At 71.3% G+C, this 21,439-nt stretch carries 17 protein-coding genes; 5 read left to right on the forward strand and 12 right to left on the reverse strand.

Annotated features, from left to right (window positions below; translation table 11 throughout):
• Positions 1-37: 37 nt before the first annotated feature.
• On the reverse strand, positions 38-1,996 hold the full coding sequence (locus ACTFAP_RS16080; RefSeq protein ID WP_500466680.1) for an AfsR/SARP family transcriptional regulator: 1,959 nt from the start codon (positions 1,994-1,996) through the stop codon (positions 38-40).
• A 579-nt stretch (positions 1,997-2,575) separates the two neighbouring features.
• Between ACTFAP_RS16080 and ACTFAP_RS16085 the strand changes: the two genes are divergently transcribed.
• Complete coding sequence (locus ACTFAP_RS16085; RefSeq protein WP_500466681.1) at positions 2,576-3,256, forward strand: sigma-70 family RNA polymerase sigma factor; 681 nt, start codon at positions 2,576-2,578, stop codon at positions 3,254-3,256.
• A 60-nt stretch (positions 3,257-3,316) separates the two neighbouring features.
• On the opposite strand, the gene fabI is transcribed toward ACTFAP_RS16085, so the two are convergent.
• From fabI to ACTFAP_RS16135, 10 genes are all read right to left on the reverse strand, one after another.
• On the reverse strand, positions 3,317-4,084 hold the full coding sequence (fabI, locus tag ACTFAP_RS16090) for an enoyl-ACP reductase FabI (protein ID WP_432745116.1): 768 nt from the start codon (positions 4,082-4,084) through the stop codon (positions 3,317-3,319).
• 19 nt (positions 4,085-4,103) lie between these two features.
• Complete coding sequence (gene fabG / locus ACTFAP_RS16095) at positions 4,104-4,808, reverse strand: 3-oxoacyl-ACP reductase FabG (protein ID WP_500466683.1); 705 nt, start codon at positions 4,806-4,808, stop codon at positions 4,104-4,106.
• Between the two features lie 39 nt (positions 4,809-4,847).
• Positions 4,848-5,636, reverse strand: coding sequence for a GNAT family N-acetyltransferase (locus tag ACTFAP_RS16100; protein WP_500466684.1), 789 nt, complete (start codon positions 5,634-5,636; stop codon positions 4,848-4,850).
• A gap of 84 nt (positions 5,637-5,720) precedes the next feature.
• A complete protein-coding gene (locus tag ACTFAP_RS16105; protein WP_500466685.1) occupies positions 5,721-6,476 on the reverse strand; it encodes an SDR family NAD(P)-dependent oxidoreductase in 756 nt (251 codons plus the stop codon).
• Between the two features lie 31 nt (positions 6,477-6,507).
• A complete protein-coding gene (locus ACTFAP_RS16110) occupies positions 6,508-6,975 on the reverse strand; it encodes a MaoC/PaaZ C-terminal domain-containing protein (RefSeq protein WP_495681242.1) in 468 nt (155 codons plus the stop codon).
• A 118-nt stretch (positions 6,976-7,093) separates the two neighbouring features.
• On the reverse strand, positions 7,094-8,332 hold the full coding sequence (locus ACTFAP_RS16115; RefSeq protein ID WP_495681243.1) for an aminotransferase class I/II-fold pyridoxal phosphate-dependent enzyme: 1,239 nt from the start codon (positions 8,330-8,332) through the stop codon (positions 7,094-7,096).
• A 95-nt stretch (positions 8,333-8,427) separates the two neighbouring features.
• Positions 8,428-8,667, reverse strand: a complete 240-nt coding sequence (locus ACTFAP_RS16120; RefSeq protein WP_500466686.1) for an acyl carrier protein — start codon at positions 8,665-8,667, stop codon at positions 8,428-8,430.
• An 87-nt stretch (positions 8,668-8,754) separates the two neighbouring features.
• A complete protein-coding gene (gene fabF, locus ACTFAP_RS16125; protein ID WP_500466687.1) occupies positions 8,755-10,011 on the reverse strand; it encodes a beta-ketoacyl-ACP synthase II in 1,257 nt (418 codons plus the stop codon).
• Entirely contained in the window at positions 10,008-11,705 is a 1,698-nt protein-coding gene (locus ACTFAP_RS16130) for a thiamine pyrophosphate-binding protein (RefSeq protein WP_495681246.1), read from the reverse strand. Before ACTFAP_RS16130 ends, fabF begins: the two co-directional genes overlap by 4 nt.
• A complete protein-coding gene (locus tag ACTFAP_RS16135) occupies positions 11,702-14,353 on the reverse strand; it encodes an aldehyde dehydrogenase family protein (protein ID WP_500466688.1) in 2,652 nt (883 codons plus the stop codon). Before ACTFAP_RS16135 ends, ACTFAP_RS16130 begins: the two co-directional genes overlap by 4 nt.
• A gap of 497 nt (positions 14,354-14,850) precedes the next feature.
• Between ACTFAP_RS16135 and ACTFAP_RS16140 the strand changes: the two genes are divergently transcribed.
• From ACTFAP_RS16140 to ACTFAP_RS16155, 4 genes are read left to right on the forward strand one after another with little or no spacing between them, the layout of a single operon-like run.
• A complete protein-coding gene (locus ACTFAP_RS16140) occupies positions 14,851-16,029 on the forward strand; it encodes an arginase family protein (protein ID WP_495681248.1) in 1,179 nt (392 codons plus the stop codon).
• The gene (speB, locus tag ACTFAP_RS16145) at positions 16,026-17,222 is read left to right on the forward strand and encodes an agmatinase (RefSeq protein WP_495681249.1); all 1,197 of its coding nucleotides are present in this window, start codon (positions 16,026-16,028) and stop codon (positions 17,220-17,222) included. The genes ACTFAP_RS16140 and speB overlap by 4 nt, the downstream gene beginning before the upstream one ends.
• A 4-nt stretch (positions 17,223-17,226) precedes the next feature.
• Positions 17,227-19,185 carry a primary-amine oxidase gene (locus ACTFAP_RS16150; RefSeq protein WP_500466689.1) on the forward strand — a complete coding sequence of 653 codons (1,959 nt, stop codon included), beginning with the start codon at positions 17,227-17,229 and terminating at the stop codon, positions 19,183-19,185.
• Positions 19,182-20,384: an MFS transporter gene (locus tag ACTFAP_RS16155; RefSeq protein ID WP_500466690.1), complete on the forward strand. Its 1,203-nt coding sequence runs from the start codon at positions 19,182-19,184 to the stop codon at positions 20,382-20,384. Before ACTFAP_RS16150 ends, ACTFAP_RS16155 begins: the two co-directional genes overlap by 4 nt.
• 18 nt (positions 20,385-20,402) lie before the next feature.
• Here ACTFAP_RS16155 and ACTFAP_RS16160 read toward each other — a convergent pair whose 3' ends face one another.
• Entirely contained in the window at positions 20,403-21,434 is a 1,032-nt protein-coding gene (locus tag ACTFAP_RS16160) for a PQQ-dependent sugar dehydrogenase (RefSeq protein ID WP_500466691.1), read from the reverse strand.
• Positions 21,435-21,439: the final 5 nt, after the last annotated feature.

Consider the following 21,439-nt stretch of genomic DNA (forward strand, 5'->3'; position numbering starts at 1 on the left):
TCTTGCCGCGGGGACGCACGCGAGGCCATCCCCCGCCTCATCTGCCGGTGCCCAGACGTCCGTTCGCCGGAGGGAACTGCCGCGTGAGCCGGGCTCGTGCCGCGCGGCGGTCGACAGCGCTGTCATGACGGCGAGCCAGCTCCGAGGCGTAGGCGCGGTTGAGACCGGTCAGGACATACCGATCGGGGCGCTGCACGTGGAGGAGATGCTGGCGGGTCAGCTCCTCCAGCAGGGGCCGCACCGTCGAGGTCGTCACTCCCGCGAGGCTCGCGGCCGCCGGCGCGGATATCCAGGCCGCGTCGGAAAGGGAGAGCAGGCGGAACAGGCGCGCCGCGTCCGCGCTCAGGACCCGGTAGGACCACGAGAGGACCGTCCGCAGGTCGGTGTTGGCATCGGCCCCGGTGAACAGGTCCAGGCTTCCGCCGGCCCGGCGCAGCTCGTCCGCTATATGGGGCAGCGCGTGGTTCGGGCGGGTCTGCGCGACCGTGGCGACGATGGCCAGCGCCAGGGGCAGCCGCCCGCAGAGGTCGATGATGTCCCGCACCGCTTCGGGATGGGCCTCGATCTGATCCGCGCCGAGGCGTTGGGCCATGGCCTGACGTGCCTCTTCCGGGGAGAAGACGCCCAGGGTCATCGGACGGACGTCGTGCGTGACGATCAGGCCGGGCAACTGGGCGCGGCTGGTCACCAGAGCCATGGAACCGCGCGTGCTCGGCAGCAACGGCCTGACCTGGCCTTCGTCGAGTCCGTTGTCCAGGACGACCAACACACGACGGCGGGCCAGCAGGCTGCGGAACATGGCGATCTTCGCGTCGAGGCCCGCCGGGACGCGGGCCTGCGGCACGTCGAACGCACCCAGGAAGTCGACCAGGGCATCGGCCGGGTTCAAAGGCCGGTCGGACTGGTCGTAGCCGCGCAGATTGACGAAGAGCTGTCCGTCGGGGAAGGTGTCGGCGGCCCGGTGGGCCCAGTGGACGGCGAGCGCGGTCTTTCCACTGCCGGCCGCCCCGTCGATCTGTACCGCCCGTGTGGTCGTTCCGGCCTGCTCCTCGTCGACCGACCTCCGCAGTCCCGCCAGTTGGGCCGACCTTCCGACGAACGTGGACAGGTCGGCGGGGAGTTGCGCGGGCCGCGACAGGACGTCGTGCGGATCGCGCCGGGGTATGCGCTCACCCTGGGGCCGACTCCCGTCACGGGTCGGCCCGCGAGGGGCCGGATGCTCCAGCCGGATGTCGTGGTTCAGGATCGCCTGGTGCGTACCCCGCAGTTCGGGACCCGGGTCGACGCCGAGTTCCTCGCCGAGCCGTCGGCGTACTTCGTCGAAGCGCCGCAGGGCGTCGGCGGGACGTCCGGACAGGTAGAGGGAGCGGAGTAAGAGGTTCCAGGTCCTCTCCCGCAGTGGATGACGAGCCGTCAGGTCCTCGGCCACCAGCACGGCCTGCTCGAACTCCCCCTCGTTCAGCAGTGCTTCCGTGCGCAACTCCACGGCTTGCAGGCGCAGTTCCGTCAATCGGGCCGACTCGCGCATCGCGAACCTGTGATGCTCGACGTCCGCGAGCGCCGTGCCCCGCCACAGCGCCAGCGCACGGTCGATCTCCGACCGGGCCTCCGCGGCCCGGCAGTCCGCCAGCAACTGCCGGGCACTTACGACCAATCGCTCGAAGCGCGCGGTGTCGCGGACTTCTTCGGGCAACAACAGGGCATAGCCCGTGGACTCCCGGGCGAGGACCTCGTGGCCCGCTCGGCGCGAGCGTGCGGGTTCCAGGACATCGCGTAGTCTGCTCACATGCGAATACAGGGTCGCGACCGCGCTGGGTGGCGGCCGCCCCTGCCAGACATCCTCGCACAGCACATCGACGGGAACGGAGCGGCTGTTCTCCAGAAGCAGCCGGATCAGCAGTACGCGCCGCAGGTGTGGCCCGAGGTTGAGATCCTGCCCTCTGCGGCCGATGGCCAGCGGGCCGAGCATGGAGACCCGTATATCGATTTCTACCACCAGGCGGCTTTCCAATCCCCCCCGCTGAGGATGTTCCGTCCGCCGTTGAACTGGGGGGACGGTTGTTGATCATGCTAGACCGTCGCCGTGCGGTTCCCGCTTGACGCGTTCGGTGTGTCGAGTGTGAACGCCGGGAGATGTCCCGGCTGTTCCCCCCGGTGGCGTCCTTCGGCACGTCACTCGGTCTGCGCACCCTGCGCAAGCATTCGGCAAGTGTGCGACAAACGGTCCGCAAGTCACGGGTGAGAAGGTCAAAGCACTGCCCTCGCCGGTTCTCAGCGCGCGAAAACTGGAAACCGGCCCCGTTGCCGGCCGTGCACGCATACCGTCATGCCTTCGGCCGGCCGTGACGAACCGTCGCTCATTCACCCATGGGGCGACGGGATAGCGCCTTGTCCGCATTCAAAGATCCCGACATGTTCCGGACGTCCGGGACGGTGAAATCCGCCGACGGCCGGGGCCTCTCATGTGCAGCGCACGGAATCACTCGTTCCGCTTGTCGCAGGAATCCTTTTCTGCGCCATGTCCGAGCAGTGGCCAGGGACATCCGACGGTTGAAACATCTCAAGGGAGCTCTTCGTGGCGACGCGCCCTCCAGCACAGGCACAGAGGTCTTCTGACATTCACGGCCAGGCCGGCAATCTTTTCATGACGAGATCAGGCGATATCCGAGGGGATTCCGGGATCGCCGGGCAGGGGCAGGATTCCGCCCCGGAGTGCGCCGTCGAGTTGTCGGCCGAACAATGGCTCATCCACCGGGCCGAGATCGTGCACTATGTCAGGCATCTGCTGGACGGCGACATCCACACCGCCGAGGACGTGGCACAGGAGACGGCCATCCGGTTATGGCTCCATCCCGAGGTGCTCAAGTCCGGGCGGTCACTGAGGCCGTGGCTGCGGACCGTGGCCCGGAACATCGTGGTCGACCGGCACCGTCGGGCCCGGGCCAGGCCGACCGAGGTGAATCTGGCCACCGAACTGGACGCGGAGGGGCCGCAGGCCACCGCCAGCAACGTTCTGGATGGCCACCGTGCATTCGAGACCATCGAATCGGAGACGGTCGTCGCCGACATGTTGTCGTGTCTTTCACCGAAGCACCGCGCCGCCGTCCTGGCGGTCTATGTACAGGGTCATCACGTGAATGATGTGGCGACCATGCTGGGCATTCCCCCCGGCACCGTCAAATCCCGATGTCATAAGGCGATACGACAGCTCCAGCAGGTCTTCCGTGTTGAGGCGAAGTCGCCCATGGCGGCGTAGTGACACCGTCCAGAAGGCCGGATTCCTCTGCCAGGCAGAGGAATCCGGCCGAATGGAGTGCTACGCGCCGACTGCGTGAAAACCGCCGTCCACCCACACCATGGATCCCGTCGTGGCGGGCAGCCAGTCGGACAGCAGCGTGCACACGGACCTGCCCACGGGTTCGGGGTCATCGACCTTCCACCCGAGCGGGGCCCGGGAGTCCCACTGCGCCTCGATGTCCCCGGACCCGGGGATGGACCGGGCGGCCATGGTCCGGACCGGACCGGCGGCGACCAGGTTCACCCGGATCCCGCGGGGGCCCAGTTCCTTGGCGAGGTAGCGCGTGACGGACTCCAGGCCGGCCTTGGCGACCCCCATCCAGTTGTAGTCGGGCCAGGCTTGGCGTGCGTCGAAGTCCATCCCGACCACCGAGGCCCGTTCGCTCAGCAGCGGAAGCACGGCGCGCGTCAGCGACATGAACGAGTAGGCGGAGACCTGGACCGTGGTGGCGACGTCCTCCCACGGTGCCTCCAGGAAGGGGTTGCCGAGGCAGGAGGGCGGCGCGAACCCGATCGAGTGCACCACCCCGTCCAGGCCGGACACATGCTCGGACACCTTGCCGGACAACGCGTCCAGGTGCTCGGAGTTGGTGACATCCAGTTCGATCACCGGAGCCGGCGCGGGCAGCCGCCTGGCGACCCGTTCGACCAGGCTGAGCCGGCCGAACCCGGTGAGTACCACGTCGGCGCCCTGCTCCTGCGCGACGCGCGCGACGTGGAACGCGAGCGAGGCGTCCGTGAGCACCCCGGTGATCAGTAGTCGTTTGCCGTCGAGCAGTCCCGTCACGATCTCTCCCTTTGCTGACTCAGTGGCCCATTCCGAGGCCGCCGTCGACCGGCAGTACCGCGCCGGTGATGTAGGCCGCCGCCCCGGAGGCGAGGAACGTCGCGGCCGCGGCGATCTCCGTGGTGTCCGCGCCGCGACCCAGAGGGACCTGGCTCAGGATGTCCCGCTTGCGTTCGTCCGGCAGGACCGCGGTCATGTCCGTGGTCACGAACCCGGGGCTGATCACGTTCGCGGTGATGTTGCGGCTGCCGAGTTCGCGGGCGAGTGACCGGGCGAAGCCGACGAGGCCGGCCTTGCTCGCCGCGTAGTTCGCCTGACCCGCGCCGCCGGACAGGCCCACCTCCGAAGAAATGAAGACCAGTCGGCCCCAGCGTTTGCGGAGCATGCCGCGGGTGGCGCGCTTGGCGACGCGAAACGATCCGGTCAGATTCGTGTCCAGGACGCGGCTGAATTGTTCCTCGCTCATTCTCAGCAGCAAGGAGTCGTCGGTGATACCGGCATTGGACACCAGGATCTCGACCGGACCGTGCGTCTCCTCGATTTCCGTGAACGCCGCGTCGACCTGTCCGGAGTCGGTCACATCGCAGGTGACGCCCAGCATTCCGTCCGGTACGGGTGCGCCGCGGTGGGTCACCGCGACGCTGTCCCCCTGCTCGGCGAATCTTCGCGCGATCGCCAGTCCGATGCCGCGGTTGCCGCCTGTCACCAATACCGACCGTGCCATGTTCGATTCCTCCATTCCCCCGACGTGTTGGGGCGGCATTCACCGAGGCGCCTCGGATGCGTAACAGATGCCGTGGAACGCGTGCCGGTAGCCGAGCTTCTCGTACCACTTCTCCGTCGCGGTTCCCGCTTCCGTCTGAAGAAACAGGAAGGTGGCGCCGGCGTCGAAGGCAAGGCCGGAACATTCGTTCAGCAGCGCACGGCCCACACCCCGGCGCCGCGCGTCGGCCACCGTGCCGACCGCGTACACCCCCGCGTGTGAGCCGGCCACCAGCAAAACGGCGACACCGACGGCCCTCCCGCCGGATCGGGCGAGCAGATAGAACTTCTTGTACTCCGGCCCGGTGATCTCGAAGCTGCGGCGGAGGGCCTGGAGATGACTTTCCTCCAGCGGCCCGTACAGATTCACGGCGTCATCGCTGGAGTATGCCGAGGAGAACGCGGAAAGGAATTCTTCCCGGGTGTCCTCGGCGATGCTCCGCACCTCGATACCGGGTGTGATCTCGGTGTCCCGCGGACTCGCCTCACGCAGCATCCAGGAGTCGCACGCGTGGGGGGAGAAGCCGGCCGGACCGTCTTTCCCCGTCGGCGAGAGGGGTGTCGTGTACAGGGCAGGCCGCCGGCCGCGATCGTGCAGCGCGTCGCTGAGGGAACCGAGGGCGGACCACGTGAAATCGGCGTCGGGACAGAAGAAGTTGTAGTAGGGGTCCGCGATGAGATCGCTCAGCATCAGGTCCCCGTGCGGCATCGGATGCCGTTCGGAGCAGAATGTGCTCAGCAGGAAGGTGTGGTGCAGTCCGAGCAGCGTACGGATCTCGGAATTCTTCATCCGATCCTCCCTGGATTGTCGTGCGCATGGTGTACATGGCTGACCTGATCGCCGTTCGGGGAACGCGGGGTGGGCGGGTCGTGCTCACTCGGGGTCGGTCATCTTGATCCACTCACCGCCGTCGGCGACGACGGCCTCTCCGGTGATGAAGCTGGCCCTCCGCGAGGCCAGGAACGCGATCACCTCGGCGATCTCGGCGGGCTCGGCGACCCGACCCAGGAAGTTGCCGTCCCTGGGGCCCCCGGGCCGGCCGATCTGCTCGAAGTACGCGATGGCCGGCGGAGTCCTGACCCAGCCCGGCAGCACCGCGTTGACCCGGATGCCGAACTCGGCGAGATCGGCCGCCGCGTGCTTGGTGAACGCGACCAGACCCGCCTTCGACACCCCGTAGGGCGCCGTCTGGGGCGTGGCCTGGATCGCGCTGATCGACCCCACGTGCACCACGGCCCCCCGGGTCCGCCGCAGCGCGGGGACGGCGGCGACGGTCGTCGCGATCGGTCCGATCAGGTTCGTGCCCAGTACGTGATCCCACGCGGCGGGCGGCAGCTCCGCCACGGGCCCGGGCTCGCCGACCCCACCGTGCGCGGTCACCAGCACGTCGAGCCGCCCGAACGTGGACACCACCTCGGCCACCGCCGCCGCCGCGGCCTCCCACGTGGACAGGTCCGCGCGGACGGCGTGCACACCGGGGAGGTCACGCGCCGCGCGGTCCAGCCGCCGCTGGTCGCGCCCGCACACCGCGACGGCGTGCCCGCGCTCGCGCAGCAGACGGGCCGTGGCCAGGCCGATCCCGCTGGTTCCGCCGGTGACCAGGGCCACCGGGGCGTCCGACGATTTCATGCAGTCCTCCTGGCTCCCCGCACGGGAGCGGTCAGGTGCGCAGCGCGCACAGATAGGTCTGGGTGGCCCGGCACACCACCGGCCCGTCGAGCAGCTCGATCTCGACCTCGAGGACGAGCTCGTACCAGTCGCGGACCCGGGGCCGCGCGCGGGCGAGCCGGAAACGGCCACGAACCCCCTCGCCGGTGGGGACGGGAGCGCGGAAACGCACGCCGTCGAGCCGGTGGTTCACCGTGCGGAGCGTGTCGGTGACGGTGAAGGCCTCCGTGGACATGACCGGGATCAGCGACAGCAGCAGATGCCCGTGGACGATCGTGCCCCCGGCGGCACGGGCCCGCCCGGGGTCGACGTGGATCCACTGGTCGTCCCCGGTGACCCGGGCGAACGCGTCCACGCGCTCCTGGTCGATCCGGTGGTCCGCGCTGGTACCCAGCACGCGGCCCACGTGATCGGGCAGCTCCGCGGTCGTGAACGCCCGGGGTGGGCCGGCCCCGTTCACGTGGCCACCATGGTGACGGCCCCCGGGCGGGCCCCCCGGCGCGGGCGGTCCGGCGGTGGCGCGACGTCCCCGAGTCCCCCGACGGCGTCACGTGCCGCGCGGTCCCGCTCCGTGACCGTCACAGGCCCAGGCGGCGGCGGTAGGTCGCGAGGGTGTGCAGGAAGCCGTCGACCTGCTCCTCGGTGTGGCCGGCGTGCGGGATCAGGCGCAGCAGCGCCTGATTGCGGGGGACCGCCGGGTAGCAGAAGACCGGCACGAGATAGCCGTCCTTGACGAACCACTCCCGCATCGTCATCGCGGCGTCGTCGTCGCCGATCGGCACCGAGAGCATGTAGGAGGCGGCCGGGGTGGTCGGCATGCCCATCTCGTGCATGCCGGCGCGCAGCCGGTCGGCCCGCGCCAGGTAGTCGTCGACGATCGACGGGTCGTTCGCCAGCGCCTCGATGGTGCGCCCCGCGACGTGGGCGGTGGGTGGCTGCATGGCCGCGGTGAACATCGAGGTGCCGGAGAGTACTTCGAAGGCGTCGATGGCGTGGGCCGGGCCGGCCAGGGCGCCGCCCTCCAGACCGACGGCCTTGGACAGCGAGACCATGACGAAGTCGGCCCGCTCCCGGATCGCCGCGTACTCAGCGGCGAACGGCCGGTGGGAGGGCCCGTACAGCATGAAGCCGTTCGCGTCGTCGACCATGCTGATCGCGCCGTGCCGGTCGCACTCGTCGAGCAGGTCCATCACCGGCGCCATCGATCCGTCGGCCGAGTAGACGCTCTCGATGATCACCACGACCTTCCGCGACCGGACGCGGCCCAGGACACGGGCCAGGTCGGCGACGTCGTTGTGCCGGAACGCGTGGACGGAGCGCCCGTACTCAAGGCCCTCGACGGCTTTCCAGAGGCTCCAGTGGGAGTCCCGGTCGAGCACGAAGACGGTGTCGCGGTTGTGTACCTGGAGCGCGTCGTCGAACCGGGCGGAGTGGCTCATGGCATGGACGAAGCCGATGTTGGCCAGCAGCCCGGTCGCGAAGGTGAGGGCCCGCTCCTTGCCGGTCTGGCGGGCGATGGACTCCTCCAGCACCTGGTGCGGGCGGCAGACCCCCTGGGTCATCCGGGAGCCGCCGGTGGTCAGGCCGTAGGTGTGGGCCGCGTCGGTGAACTCGCGGGTCAGCGAGAGACGCTGCCCCAGGTCGAGGAAGTTGATGCTCGCGAAGTTCACCAGCTCGCGGCCGTCGCGGACGATCGTGGGCCCGACGACGCCGTCGATCACCGGCGGCCGGGTGACCATCTCGTGGCCGTTCGCGTCGACGAACTCCGCGAAGGACCACGGGGCGAGACGGTCGGTGGGGGGCGAGGTACTGGTCATGGTGTGCTGTCTCCTGAGGGCGGGGCGGGTGGGGAGAAGGCGCGGCGGTCGGAGGTCCGGCCGGGCGACCGGCCGGACCTCCCGTACCCCTGATGTCAGCTCTGGTGGGCCGCGATGTAGCGGACCGCGTCATCGACCGTGCCGGCCATCTCGTCGTCCGGGATCTTGACCCCGAACTTGTCCTCGGCCTGGACCACGATCTCCAGCAACGACAGCGAGTCGATGTCCAGGTCGTCCACGAAGGACTTCTCCAAGGTCACGTCAGCCGCCACCACGTCGGCGATCTCCTCGATGATGTCGCGGAGATCGGCCAGGATTTCCTCGTTCGTCGCCACCTGCTGTGTCCTTTCCTGAGTCGCCTGAGTCGCCTGAGTCACCTGATGCGCATTGCGGTCACGGACGGATCGCCACGTGCGCCGGGGTCACCGAGCGCCGGGATCGGTACGGACGACGAGGGCCGCGTTGTGCCCGCCGAAGCCGAAGGAGTTGCTGAGGGCCACCCGCATACCCGTGTGGGTCTGCGCCTCGTGCGGTACGAAGTTGATCCCCGGGTCGATCGGACGGTGGCAGTTCACCGTGGGGGGCACGGTCCCGGTGCGCAGGACCTGGATCGCGGTGACCAGTTCCACCGCCCCGGCCGCCCCGATCATGTGCCCGGTCATCGACTTGGTGGAGCTGACCGGGATGCGGGTGACCCGTTCGCCGAGCACGTCGCGCAGGACCGCCGTCTCGACGGCGTCGTTCAGCACGGTCCCGGTGCCGTGGGCGTTGACATAGTCCACCTCGCCCGGCGCCACCCCGGCGTCGCGCAGCGCGCCCTCGACCGCCACGCGTGCCCCCCGGCCCTGCGGATGCGGCGCGGTCCAGTGGTGGGCGTCGGAACTCGCGCCGTAGCCGATGAGTTCGGCGAGGACCGTCGCGCCCCGGGCCGCGGCGGTCTCGGCCGCCTCCAGCACGAGGACCGCGGCGCCCTCGCTCATGACGAACCCGTCGCGGTCGGCGTCGAACGGACGGCAGGCCGCGGCCGGGTCCTCGTTGCGCGTCGAGAGGGCACGGGCGTTGCCGCTGCCCGCGAGGTCGATCCTGGTGACGCAGGCGTCGGCGCCGCCGGCCACGACCGTGTCGGCGTCCCCGGCGCGGATCATCCGCAGCGCGGCGCCCACCGCGTCCGAGCCGCTGGCGCACGCCGTGCTCTGGGCCCGGCTCGGGCCCTGCGCGCCCAGACGCATGCTGATCTCGCCGGCGGCACCGTCGATGGCGGTGGTGATCGGGGTGAACGGGCTGATCGCCGCCGCGCCCTTGTCGCGCAGGGTGTTCACGGAGCGGGCGAAGGAGGCGACCGGGCCGTAGCCGCTGCCGATGACGACGGCGACCCGCGGGGCCATCTCCTCGTCGACGACGAGCTTGGCGTGCTCGCTCGCCTCCAGCGCCGCCGCCAGGGCGTACTGGGCGTAGGGGTCGGTGCGTCGCCGGACCGGCGAGGGCATGTGGCGGGCCGCGTCGAAGCCGCGGACCTGACCACCGATGCGCACCCCAAGGCCGGTGAGGTCGATGCCCTCCAGGACGTCGATGCCGCTGCGGCCGGCCAGCATCGCGTCCCAGGTGGCGCCGGCGGTGTGGCCCAGCGGGGTCACCGCGCCGTATCCGGTGACGACGACCTTGCGTGGCGTGTCGCTCACTGCGGGATCACCTCCGCGTCGCGGATGGGCGGGGGGATGTCGTCGGGATCGACCGGCACCATGAGGACGGCCGTGCCGCCCTGTGCGCAGACCTTCCGCGCGGTGCGCAGTTCGTCGGTCAGCGCCTCCTTGTCGCGCAGCACCCGGTGGTGGATGCTCGCCTCGTCGAACGCGGGCGGCGGGGTACCGGGGCGGGCGAAGGCGTAGCGTTCGCCGTCGAGGCCGAGGCGGGCGCGCTGGGCGTCCAGCCATCCATAACCGCCGTTGCACAGCACCACGTAGAGGACGCCGCCGTGGGATCCGGCCGTCGCCGCGATGTCGCCGCGCGCCGCGACGAAGGCGCCGTCCCCGATGAACGCCGTCACCTCGTGGTGCGGGGCGGCGCGCTTGACCCCGATCGCCGCGGCCGCGCCGAAGCCCAGCGGGGTCTGCTCGGAGGGCACGATCGAGCCGCCGCCGGCGTGGAAGGGGTAGCAGTAGGACCACATGTCCTGCAGGCCGTTCTCGGCCACCAGCACCCGGGGCTCGCTCGACGTGGCGTCCAGCGCGGCCAGCAGTTCGGCGATGCGTACCCCCGGCAGCTCCGCCGCCCGGGCGCGCTCGTCGTCGGCCTCGGCGGCCATGGCCTTGCGGGCGACGGCGATCTCGCGCGCCCACGGCTCGGTGTGACCCCGGAGCCCTTCCGCGTGCGCGTCGCTCAGCGCCCGCGACCAGGCGAGCACGGCGCGGCGTGCGTCGCCGAGCACGCGCGGGCCCGGGAACTCGGCCGACAGGCCTGCCGGGTCGATGTTGACCTGGAGGACGGGCACCGGCGGCCAGGGCGTCCCGCCTTCGGTGACGGTCTCCTCCAGCCGGCCGGCCAGGGATATCACCAGGTCGCAGTCGGCGAACAGTTCACGGGCGGGTGCCGAGGCGTAGAGTCCGGCCACCCCGCAGAACAGCGGGTGGCGCTCGTCGACGGTGCCCCGGCCGGACGCGGTGGTGAACAGGGCCGCGTCCAGGCGCCCGGCGAAACCCTCGATCGCCCCGTCCGCGTTGAGGTGGCGCATCCCGCCCCCGACCAGCACCACCGGGCGCCGGCTCGCGAGGACCGCCGCCGTCGTCGGGCCGCCGGTGAGGGGGAAGGACTCGTCCTCCAACGGCTCGGGCAGGCTCGGCCACGGGCCCGTCCGCACGATCTCCGCCGTGCGGACATCGTCGGCGATCTCCAGGTAGACCGGGCCCGGCGGGGGCCCTGCGGTCAGGGCGAGTGCCTTCGCGGCGGCGGGGACGACGCGGTCGGGATGGCCGACCCGGTGGGCCCACCGGACCAGCGGCGCCACCGCGGCGACCTGGTCCAGCTCCTGGAAGCCGCCGCTGCCCCGGCCGCGCTCCGGGGTGCCCGCGGCGAGCAGCAGGACCGGCGCCCCGGACTCGCGCGCCTCCAGCAGCCCGGTCGCGGCGTGCGTGACCGCTGGGCCCTTGCCCAGCGCGCACACCCCGGGCCGGCCGGACTGGAGCGCGTAACCGGTCGCCATGTACACCGCGTTGCGCTGGTCGCGGCACGGCACGACATCCACGCCCGCGGCGTCGAGGGCGCGCAGCAACTCCATGTCGTCGCCCGGCAGCCCGAAGCAGGTGTCCACGCCGGATCGCACGAGCAGGTCGACGACGGCCGACCAGGCGCCGTCGTAACGCGCCCCGTCCCCGGTCACGACCGGCCCGCCGCGACCGGGCCGACGGAGGGCAGGTAATCGGCCGCCGACTTGGACATCAGCAGCGGCTCGGAGCGCCGCTGCCCGCCGACGGAGAGATAGTTCGCCATCATGCCGAGCCCTCCGAACGGCCTGTTGCCGTTCTCGGCGTCCAGCAGCGTCTGGTCGACGCAGACGCGGTGCCGCCTGGAGAGCACCTCGACCGTCTCCGGGTCGGTCCCGTACACCATGGCGCCCAGCGCGCGCTCGCCGACGTACGGGCTCGACAGCCGCTCGCGCAGCCGCTCCCCGTCGGGATAGGCGACGATGTTGAACACCGGCGCGAACATCTCGTCGAGGGGCATCTTGTCGTCGAAGTCCCAGGCGAGGACGGTCGGCTCGACCCGCCGTGTCCGAAGGTCGATTCCGCCGCCCGTCCGGATGTGGTCCGCGTACCGCAGGAGGTACTCCGAGCACTGGCTCAGGGCCGCGTCGTAGTACATCGGCCCGTAGTCGCAGCCGGGGTCGGAGTTGGCGCCGTAGCGCAGGGAGGAGAGTTTCGCCGAGAGCAGGTCGATGAACTCGCGCGAGCGCTCCTGGGGCACGAAGACGACGTCGGGGCCGTAGCAGTCCTGCCCGGAGTTGTAGAGCCGGATGGCCGCGAGGTCGTGCACGGCGTGCTCGAAGTCGGCGTCGGGCGCGACGACGAACGGGTTGAGGCCCTGGCCGAAGAACAGGAACAGCTGGTCCGCGGTCAGCTCCTCGCGCACCGTCTCGGCGTTGGCGTAGCTGCCGGTGAACACGATGAGATCGGCCTCACGGACCGGTCCGGTGACGAACTTGCGCTGGGACAGGTCCGACAGCTCGATCGGCAGGCCGTGCACCGGGGCGAGCAGAGCGTGCAGCCGCCGCGCCTGGTGCGCGATCTGTGAGGACGGCCGGAAGGTGACGGTGTCGGTGTAGAGCGACGCCACCAGCAGATAGAGCGCGTAGGCGTACAGCGGAATGTTCGACGGCATGAACACCGCGGCGCGGGGCACCCGGCCGGGCCGGAAGTGGCGGATCTCCTCCTCGGCCCCGTCAAGGGTGGCCAGGAACGACTGCAACTCAGCGACGGCCGTGCGGTGGGGCGAGACCTCGGTGAGGATCTCCAGCACGGCGTCCTCGTTGTCGTGCGCCCAGCGGCGGACCGCGCGCAGCGCCTCCAGGCGCTCCGGGAAGGGGATGTGTTCCCCGGCGGGGCGGGACGCGGAGGTGTCGCCGCCGGGTTGGCCGGCGGATGTGGACGGTAATGTCATGGCAAGGGACTCCAGTGCGGCGGGGTCGGGCTTTCCGGTGCTGTTCAGGGGGAAGTCACGGACCACGAGGACGTCGTCGGGCTGCTCGTAGCGGGCGAGCACCGCGCGGAACGCCCGCTTCCAGTACGCGCGTCCGCGGTCCTGCGCGTCGGCCACCACGAAGACCAGGCGGACGCCACGGCGTTCGTCCTCCAGTGCGACGACCTGGGTCGGGGCCCCGGCCGCCTCGGCCAGCTCGGCGAGATGGTCGGGGTAGAGCGTGTGGCCGTCGCGGTGCACCGCGCGTTTGCGGCCGATCGGGACCACCCGCCCCTTGTCGTCGACCCAGCCGATGTCGCCGGTGTGGTGCACGGGGCCGGGCACCGGGACGATCTGGCCGTCCGCGCCGAGGTGACCGCTCATCAGGCCCTCGCTCCGCACCACCAGTTCGCCGAGCCGGCCGGGCGGCAGTGGCCGGCCGGCCTTGTCATGGACCTCGACGACCACGCCGGGCAGCGGGGTCCCGCACCGGACGGGGTCGGACGGCGGGGCGAGGGCGATGTTGCCGACCTCGGTCGCCCCGTAGCCGTCCAGCAGGGGCCGGCCGGTATCGGCCTCGAAGCGGGCGGCCAGCGACTGCCCGAGCGGGGCGCCGCCGACACACCACGCGCGGACCCCGCTCAGTGCGTCCCGCAACACGGGCCGGCTGTCGAACAGGTTGAGCAGGCTGTGATAGGTCGGCGGGGTGGCGTCGACGATCGAGAGCCCGTGCGCCGCGCCGGCCTCCAGCGCGCGGTCCAGGCGCGTCGTCGGCCCGTAGACCACCAGCGTGCCGCCGCCCAGCCACCAGCACAGCACCAGGGACAGGCCGTACTGATGGGAGTAGGGCAGGACCGGCAGCAGAACGTCGTCGGCGCGGTAGCCCATCCGCTCGGCGCTGAGGGTGAGGTTGTCCAGGATCGATCGCCCCGAGCGCACGATGCCCTTCGGCGCCCCGGTGGTGCCCGAGGACCACGAGATGACCGCGTCCGTCCTGCGCGACCAGGCCGTGAGATCCGGCACCCGCTCGGGCCGGCCGCGGGGCCCCGGGACGGAACCGGGCGGCGCCGACGCACCGTCGATCTCCAGCACGACCCGGGCGCGTTCCCGGACCGAGGCGCGGTGCGCCGCCGTGGCCCGGTGGTCGCACAGCACCACCGAGGCGTCCAGGTGGGCCAGGGCCAGCAACGCCACGACCCATTCCGGCGCATTCGGACCGGACAGCATCACCCGCGACCCCGGCCCGATTCCTCGACGGGCCAGAGAATACGCCTCGGAACGCACGCGGGTGATGATCTCGTCGGTTTCCCACGTAGTTCCATCAGGCACCAGTAATCGCCTGAAAAGAAACATCGGGCCCCTCCAGGGTGCCTGCGCATGGACATCGCCGAATAGGCGCGGAATTCTCGGTCAACTGTGGCGCTTTTCAGGGGTTTCCTCGGCGCGGAAGGCGCGGACTCCGGCTCACAACACGGTGCGAGAACCTCCCGGTGCCGCACATCCGCCCTGTGTGAACGGGGGGTGCGACGGCGCTGAGAACATCGCAGCCTCTACCGAGAACACGGCGCGGACCGCCGCGGTGGTTCATTCGCGGTGGAACCGAGCACCGCGAGAAAATGCGGCGGATCCGTGTGCGGAGCCCCGATGAACCGTGGACGGCCGCCGCTGCGTGTTCAGTACGTGACCCCATCTCAGTTGAGCTTCGCGCACCCTTACCGGCAAGTATCCGAAGTGAGTTGGACGGAGCGGCAAAGCGCCGGCCACGAAAGCGCGGCCGGCCGGCGATCCAGGCGCGCATTACGACGCTCCGGCGTGTTCCGCCCCGGGGCCCAGCCTCGTTCGGCCCCGGCATGACAGAGCCGTACGCGCCCGAATGGGGCGCCTCGATGCGGGCGGCCCGGCCGTACCTCGGCACCGGCACCGAGGACCACGGCGCGGTCGACCACTACAACCAGGACCGGCCGCCCGGGCCCATCTATGTGCAACGGGCCTACGAGTACGGCCGGTCGGGCGTGCAGAGCTACATGGGGCTCCCGCTCTGCCTGACCCCCGAGGACCTCGTGGCCGGCGGGATCGACGTCGCCGCGTGCGGGGTGCCCTGGGACGCCACCGGCACCGGCCGCAGCGGCGCCCGGCGCGGTCCCGTCGCGCTGCGCACCAGCGGGATGAACTCCACCCAGGAGTTCGCCCTGCCCGACCTGCACACCCGGGTGGACCCCTTCAAAGTGCTGCGCTGCGCGGACTACGGCGACGCCCCGACCGCGTCGGGCAACACCCCGGAGACCTACGAGGACATCCGCAAGTTCGTCACCACCATCCTTGAGGCCGGCGCCCGCCCCCTGGTGCTGGGCGGTGACCACGGCATCACCTGGCCCTGCCTGACCGCGGTGGCCGACCATCACGGCCACGGCACGGTCGGGGTCATCCACCTGGGCGCGCACACCGCCATGGAGCCGGTCCAGGGCTGGGAGATGGGCGGCGCCCGCAGCGCGCTGCGCCGCGCGGTCGCATCGGGCGTGATCCGTGGCGAGCACGTGATCCAGCTCGGCGCCCGCGGCTTCGACACCAGCGTGGGACTGCGGTCCTGGCTGCACGACAACGGGGTACGCGTCCACCCGGCGGCCGAGGTCGATCAGCACGGCATCGACACCGTCATCGACCGGGTGATCGCCGGGGCCACCGCTCCCGGAGCACCCGCCGGCCACTACCTGTCGATCTCCATCGACGTGGCCGACCCGATGTACGCCCCCGGCACGAGCAGCCCCGAACCGGGCGGGCTGCGCAGCACCGCCCTGCTGCGCGCCGTCCGCCGCATCGGTGCCGAGGTCGATCTCGTCGGTCTCGAACTCGTCGAACTCAGCCCGCAGTACGACAACTCCGGCCAGATCACCACGCTGCTGGCCCACCGCGCCCTGCACCACACCCTGACCGGGATGGCCATGCGACGTCTGGGCCTGACCCAGCGCGACTGGCTCCACCCCGACGCCCTCGACCATGGCCTCGCCGACCGTCCCGGAGACCTCTCATGACCGGCACACACCACAGCCCCGACCACGCCGACCAGCACGCCCACGACCACGGGCACCACCACGCGAGGTGGCCCGAGGGGTTCTGGTCGCAGCCGCCGCGGCTGGGGGCGGGCCTCGAAGGACACGAGGCCATCGACGACTACAACAAGGACCGCAGGCCCGGCCCCATCCACGTCAACCGGCGCTACGAGGGCGGCTACTCGGGCATCCAGACCTTCGGCAAGCTGCCGGTCTGCCTGACTCCCGAGGATCTCGTGGCCGGCGAGATCGATGTCGCGGTGTGCGGGGTGCCGTGGGACTCGACCACCAGTGGTCGCAGCGGGACCAACCACGGCCCGATGGTGATCCGTTCGGCGGACCACCAGGCCGGCTACGGCCACCCCCAACTGAGCATGGACACCGGCGTGGACGCGTTCGAGGTGCTCAACTGCTGCGACTACGGCGACGCGCCGATCAGCGTCGGGAACACCCCCGTCACCTTCGAGGGCATCCGCAAGTTCGTCGGCACCATCGTCGACTCCGGCGCGATCCCCCTCATCCTGGGCGGGGACCACGCGATCACCTGGCCCTGTGCCACGGCGGTCGCCGACCACTGGGGTTACGGCAAGGTCGGCATCGTCCACTTCGACGCCCACGCCGACACCGGCGCCGACGCCCCGCAGAGCCTGGCCAGCCACGCCACACCCATGCGCAAGCTCATCGAGTCCGGGGCCGTGCCCGGCTCGAACTTCGTCCAGGTCGGTCTGCGGGGCTACTGGCCCGACCCGGAGACCCTCGACTGGATGAAGGAACAGCGGATGCGCACGCACTTCATGGCCGAGATCGAGCGCTTCGGGTTCGACCACGTCCTGCAGCGCGCCGTGGACGAGGCCCTCGACCAGGCCGACCACCTCTACCTGTCGCTGGACATCGATGTCGCGGACCCCGCGTACGCCCCGGGCACCGGCACACCGGAACCGGGCGGACTGACCAGCAACGAGATCCTGCGCGCGGTCCGCCGGCTCTCCTCCGAGGTCGGCATCGTCGGCATGGACATCGTCGAGGTCTCCCCGCCCTTCGACGACAAGAGCGAGATCACCTGCCTGCTGGCGAACCGCGCCGCCCGCGAAGCGCTCACCGGGACCGCGATGCGCCGCCTGCGCATGACCGGTGCCGATCACCCGGTGACCGCCGCCCCGAGCACGGAAAGGTGACCGCGTGAGCCCGCAGCATCCCCTCGACCCGCTGACCGCCGAGGAGATCACCCGGGTCGGCGAGATCGTCCGCGCCCACCCCGTCTTCACCGACCGGACGCACTTCTCGTCCATCACCCTGGCCGAGCCGGGCAAGCAGGTGCTCAAGGACCACGCCCGCGGCGCCGTCGTCCCCGACCGGGAGGCACAGGTCGTGCTCTACGACCGCGAGCACCGTATGGTCCGCGAGGCGCGGGTGTCGCTGACCGGCGGCACGGTGGTCTCCACGGTGGACCGGATCGGGCAGCGGCCCCGTATGCAGAGCGCGGACTTCCAGGATGTCGTCGCCGCCATCAAGAAGGACCCCGAGTGGCTGGCCGCCATGAGCCGCCGCGGTCTGACCGACCCCGCCGTGATCGAGGTCCATCCGTGGCCGCCGGGTTACCACGACGAGCGCGACGACTACGCGCACCGCCGGGTGACCAAGGCGCTGACGTTCGTGCGCCCCACCCAGGACGACAATCCGTTCGCCCGCCCGCTGGAAGGGGTGGTGGTCACGGCCGATCTCGATACCGCCGAGGTCCTGCGGGTCGAGGATGTCGCCCGGGTGCCGGTCGGCGAGGACGGCGGGCGCCACGGTCCGCGGCAGGCCACCCGCCAAGGCGTACGCCGACTGGACATCACCCAGCCCGACGGCCCCAGTTTCACCCTGGACGGCCATCTGCTGCGATGGCAGAACTGGTCGATGCGGGTCGGCTTCAACGACCGTGAGGGACTGGTGCTCCACCGGATCAGCTACGACGACCGGGGCCGCCGGCGCTCGATCATCCATCGCGCCTCGCTCTCGGAGATGTGGGTCCCCTACGGCGATCCCGCGCCTCTGCACCGCAACAAGGCGGTGTTCGACGAGGGCGAGGCGGGTCTGGGGAAGCTCGCGAACTCGCTGGTGCTGGGCTGCGACTGCCTCGGCGAGATCCGCTACCTCGACGGCGTCTGCGCCGACTGGGACGGCAGCCCCTCCGTCATCGAGAACGCGATCTGCATCCACGAGGAGGACACCGGCATCGCCTGGAAGCACACCGGGCACAGCGAGGGCTTCGAGGAGACCACCACCGATGTCCGCCGCGGCCGCCGCCTGGTCGTCTCCTCGTTCTCCACACTGGAGAACTACGACTACGGATTTTTCTGGTACTTCCACACCGACGGCAGCGTGGAGTTCGAGGTCAAGCTCACCGGCATCATCTCCACGGGCGGCGTGCCCGCCGGCGAGGTGCCCTCCTCGGGCACCGTGGTCGCGCCCGGGGTCTACGGGCCGCATCACCAGCACGCGTTCAACGTGCGGCTGGACATGGCCGTGGACGGCGACCTCAACTCCGTCGTCGAGTGCGACTCCCGGCCCGCCCCGCTCGGCCCGGACAATCCCGTCGGCAACGCCTGGACCGTGCACACCACCCACCTGGAGCGTGAACGGGGGGCCCAGCGCGTCGCCGACGCCTCGGTCGCGCGAACCTGGACGATCCAGAACGAGCGCGTCAGCAACGCCCACGGCCAACCGGTCGGCTACCAGTTGATCCCCCAGTCCGGGGTGCTGCCGCTGCTGCACCCCGACAGCCCCATGCTCGGCCGGGCCCAGTTCGCGACCAAACACCTGTGGGTGACGCCCTACCGGGAGGGGGAGCTGTTCGCCGCCGGGGACTACCCGTTCCAGAGCCCGCCGGGTGAAGGGCTGCCCCGCTACACCGCCGGCGACGAGAACGTCCGCGACACCGACATCGTGGTCTGGCACACCTTCATCGCCCACCATGTCGTCCGGCCCGAGGACTGGCCCGTCATGCCGGTGACCACGGCCTCGGTGCACCTGCGGCCGGCCGGGTTCTTCGACCGGAACCCGGCGCTCGACCTGCCGCTGCCCCGCGACACCACCAGCGGGTGCCACCCCGCCCCCGGCGCCGGAACCGGCGCGGACGCGGTCTGCCATCCATGAACCCGTCCGCGACCTGGCGCCTGGTGATCCTTTCCGTCGGCGCGTTCGTACTCGCCATCGACGGGTTCGTGCTGCCCGGTCTGCTGCCCGAGGTGGCCGCGGATCTCTCGGTGAGCGTGGCGGCGGCGGGACAGCTGATGACCGCGTTCGGCGTCACCTACGCCGTGAGCTCGCCGGTCATCGCGACCCTCACCGGACAGCTGGACCGCCGCCTCGTCATCTGTACGGGCATGGTGGTGTTCCTGCTCGGCATGGTGCTGCAAGCCGCCGGGCCCACCTACGGCGTCGTCATGACCGGACAGATCGTCGCCGCGCTCGGCGCCGCCGCCTTCCAGGCCAACGCCTTCGCCGTCGCCGGCGTGCTCGCGCCGCCCGGCCGCCGCTCCCGGGCGTTCGCCATGATCGCCGCGGGCGCCGGCCTGGCCGCCGTCCTCGGCATGCCCATCGGGCTCCTGATCGGCCAGCTCTGGGGGTGGCGCGGAACGTTGTGGACCATCGCCGCGATGGCCGCGGTCGCGGCGGTGCTGGCCGGCCTGTTCGTGCCGTCGGTGACCTTGCCGGCCACCACGATGCGCGCACGGCTCGCGGTCCTGGTGAACCCGCGCATCCTGGCCCTGCTCGTGGTCAGCGCGCTGCTGATCATGCCGCAGTACCTGCTCGGCTCGTACGTCTCGGCGGTGGTGGGCATCAGCTCGCCGGGCGACGGCACGGCCATCATGATCGCCCTGCTGCTCTACGGGGCCGGGGTCTTCGCCGGCACCCGGGTGATCGGCCGGTTCGCCGACCGCTTCACGGCCGTCGCGGTGATCGTCACCGGTCTCGGCGTCGTCGCCCTGAACTCCGTGCTCCTCACCGCGGTACAGCACTGGTTCCTGCCCACTCTGGCCGTCCTGTTCATCCTGGGCATGACGGCCCTGTCCCTGGTCATCCCCCAGCAGAACCGGGTCTTCGTCGCGGGCGGCGATGTCGCCGTGATCGCGCTGAGCCTCAGCGGGGCGATGAACCACATAGGTGCCGCGATGGGCGCCGGAATCGGCGGTGCCGTCCTCGCCGGCGCCGGCCCGCTGTGGCTCGCCCCCACCGCGGCGGTACTCGCTCTCGGCGTCATCGCGGTGGTCCTCGTCACCGCTCCCGAATCCTCCGCCGCCCGGCGCGCCCACTCGGGGCGGGGCCGGTCCCGCGACGTCCGGCTGACGTGAACCGCCCGGTGCCCTCCGTCAGGTGACCGTCAGGCGCAGCACGCTGGTCGCGGTCAGGAGGTACAGGTCCTCGCCGTCCGGGGTGGGGAGGACGGCGTGCAGGGCGCCCAGGTCGTTGGTCAGGAAGGGCTCGGGGGTGGCGTTGGGGAGGGGGTAGCGCCACAGGGTGCCGGTTTCCGTGGTCATCCACAGGGAGCCGGCGATCTGGGTGAGGTCGGTGGGGTTCTCCGTGGCCGGGACGGTGGTGTCGGCCGGGGGGAGGGGGTTCTCGGGGGTGATGGGCTGGACGTCGGTGGTGGTGCCGTTGCCGGGGTCGATCGTCCACAGCTGGCCCATCGGGTCCCAGGCCAGGCCGCGCAGGTCGGTGTGGCCGGTGGAGATGGCGGCGGTGGCCGCGGGGCGGGCGGGGTCGATGCGCAGGATCTCGCCGGCCGGTCCGGTGCTGGTGTACAGCATGCCGTCCGGGCCGAAGGCCATCAGGCCCGCGCCGCGCGGCAGGTCGCGGGCGGCGGCGGAGCCGCTGGGGCGCAGGGTGCCGGCCTCGTAGGTGTAGCGGGAGATGCGGTTGTTCTCGGCGCCCTCGTAGGCGATGTAGACGGACTCCTCCCACGTGGCGATGTCCACGATGGTCGTCTCGTCCGCGGTGGTCTCTATCTCGCCGGCCTGTGTCACCGTGCCGCTGGCGGGGTTCAGGTGGTAGACGGCGCCGCCCGTGTCGGGGGTCAGCAGCAGGGAGCCGTCGGGGAGGGGGGCGGCGTGGCGCAGGCCCTCGGGGAGGTCCTCGGTGATCGTTTCCGCTATCGCCACCGAGCCGTGGGGTGGGGCGATGACGACCGGGGGGTCCTGCGGCTCTTCCTCGCCGGGATCGCCGTCCGGATCGCCGTCCGGGCCTTCGCCGGGGGCCCCGTCCTCCGGTGGTGGGTCCTGGGGCGCGGGCTGGGCGCGTGCGACCTGTTCGGCCCGGTTCTGGGCCGGGCCGCCGGCGCAGGCCGTGGTCAGGGCGGCCAGGGCGAGAGCCAGGGCCGCCGCCACGGCCGGCGCACGGTGCATCGCGG

The organism is Streptomyces sp. PH9007, assembly GCF_059813725.1.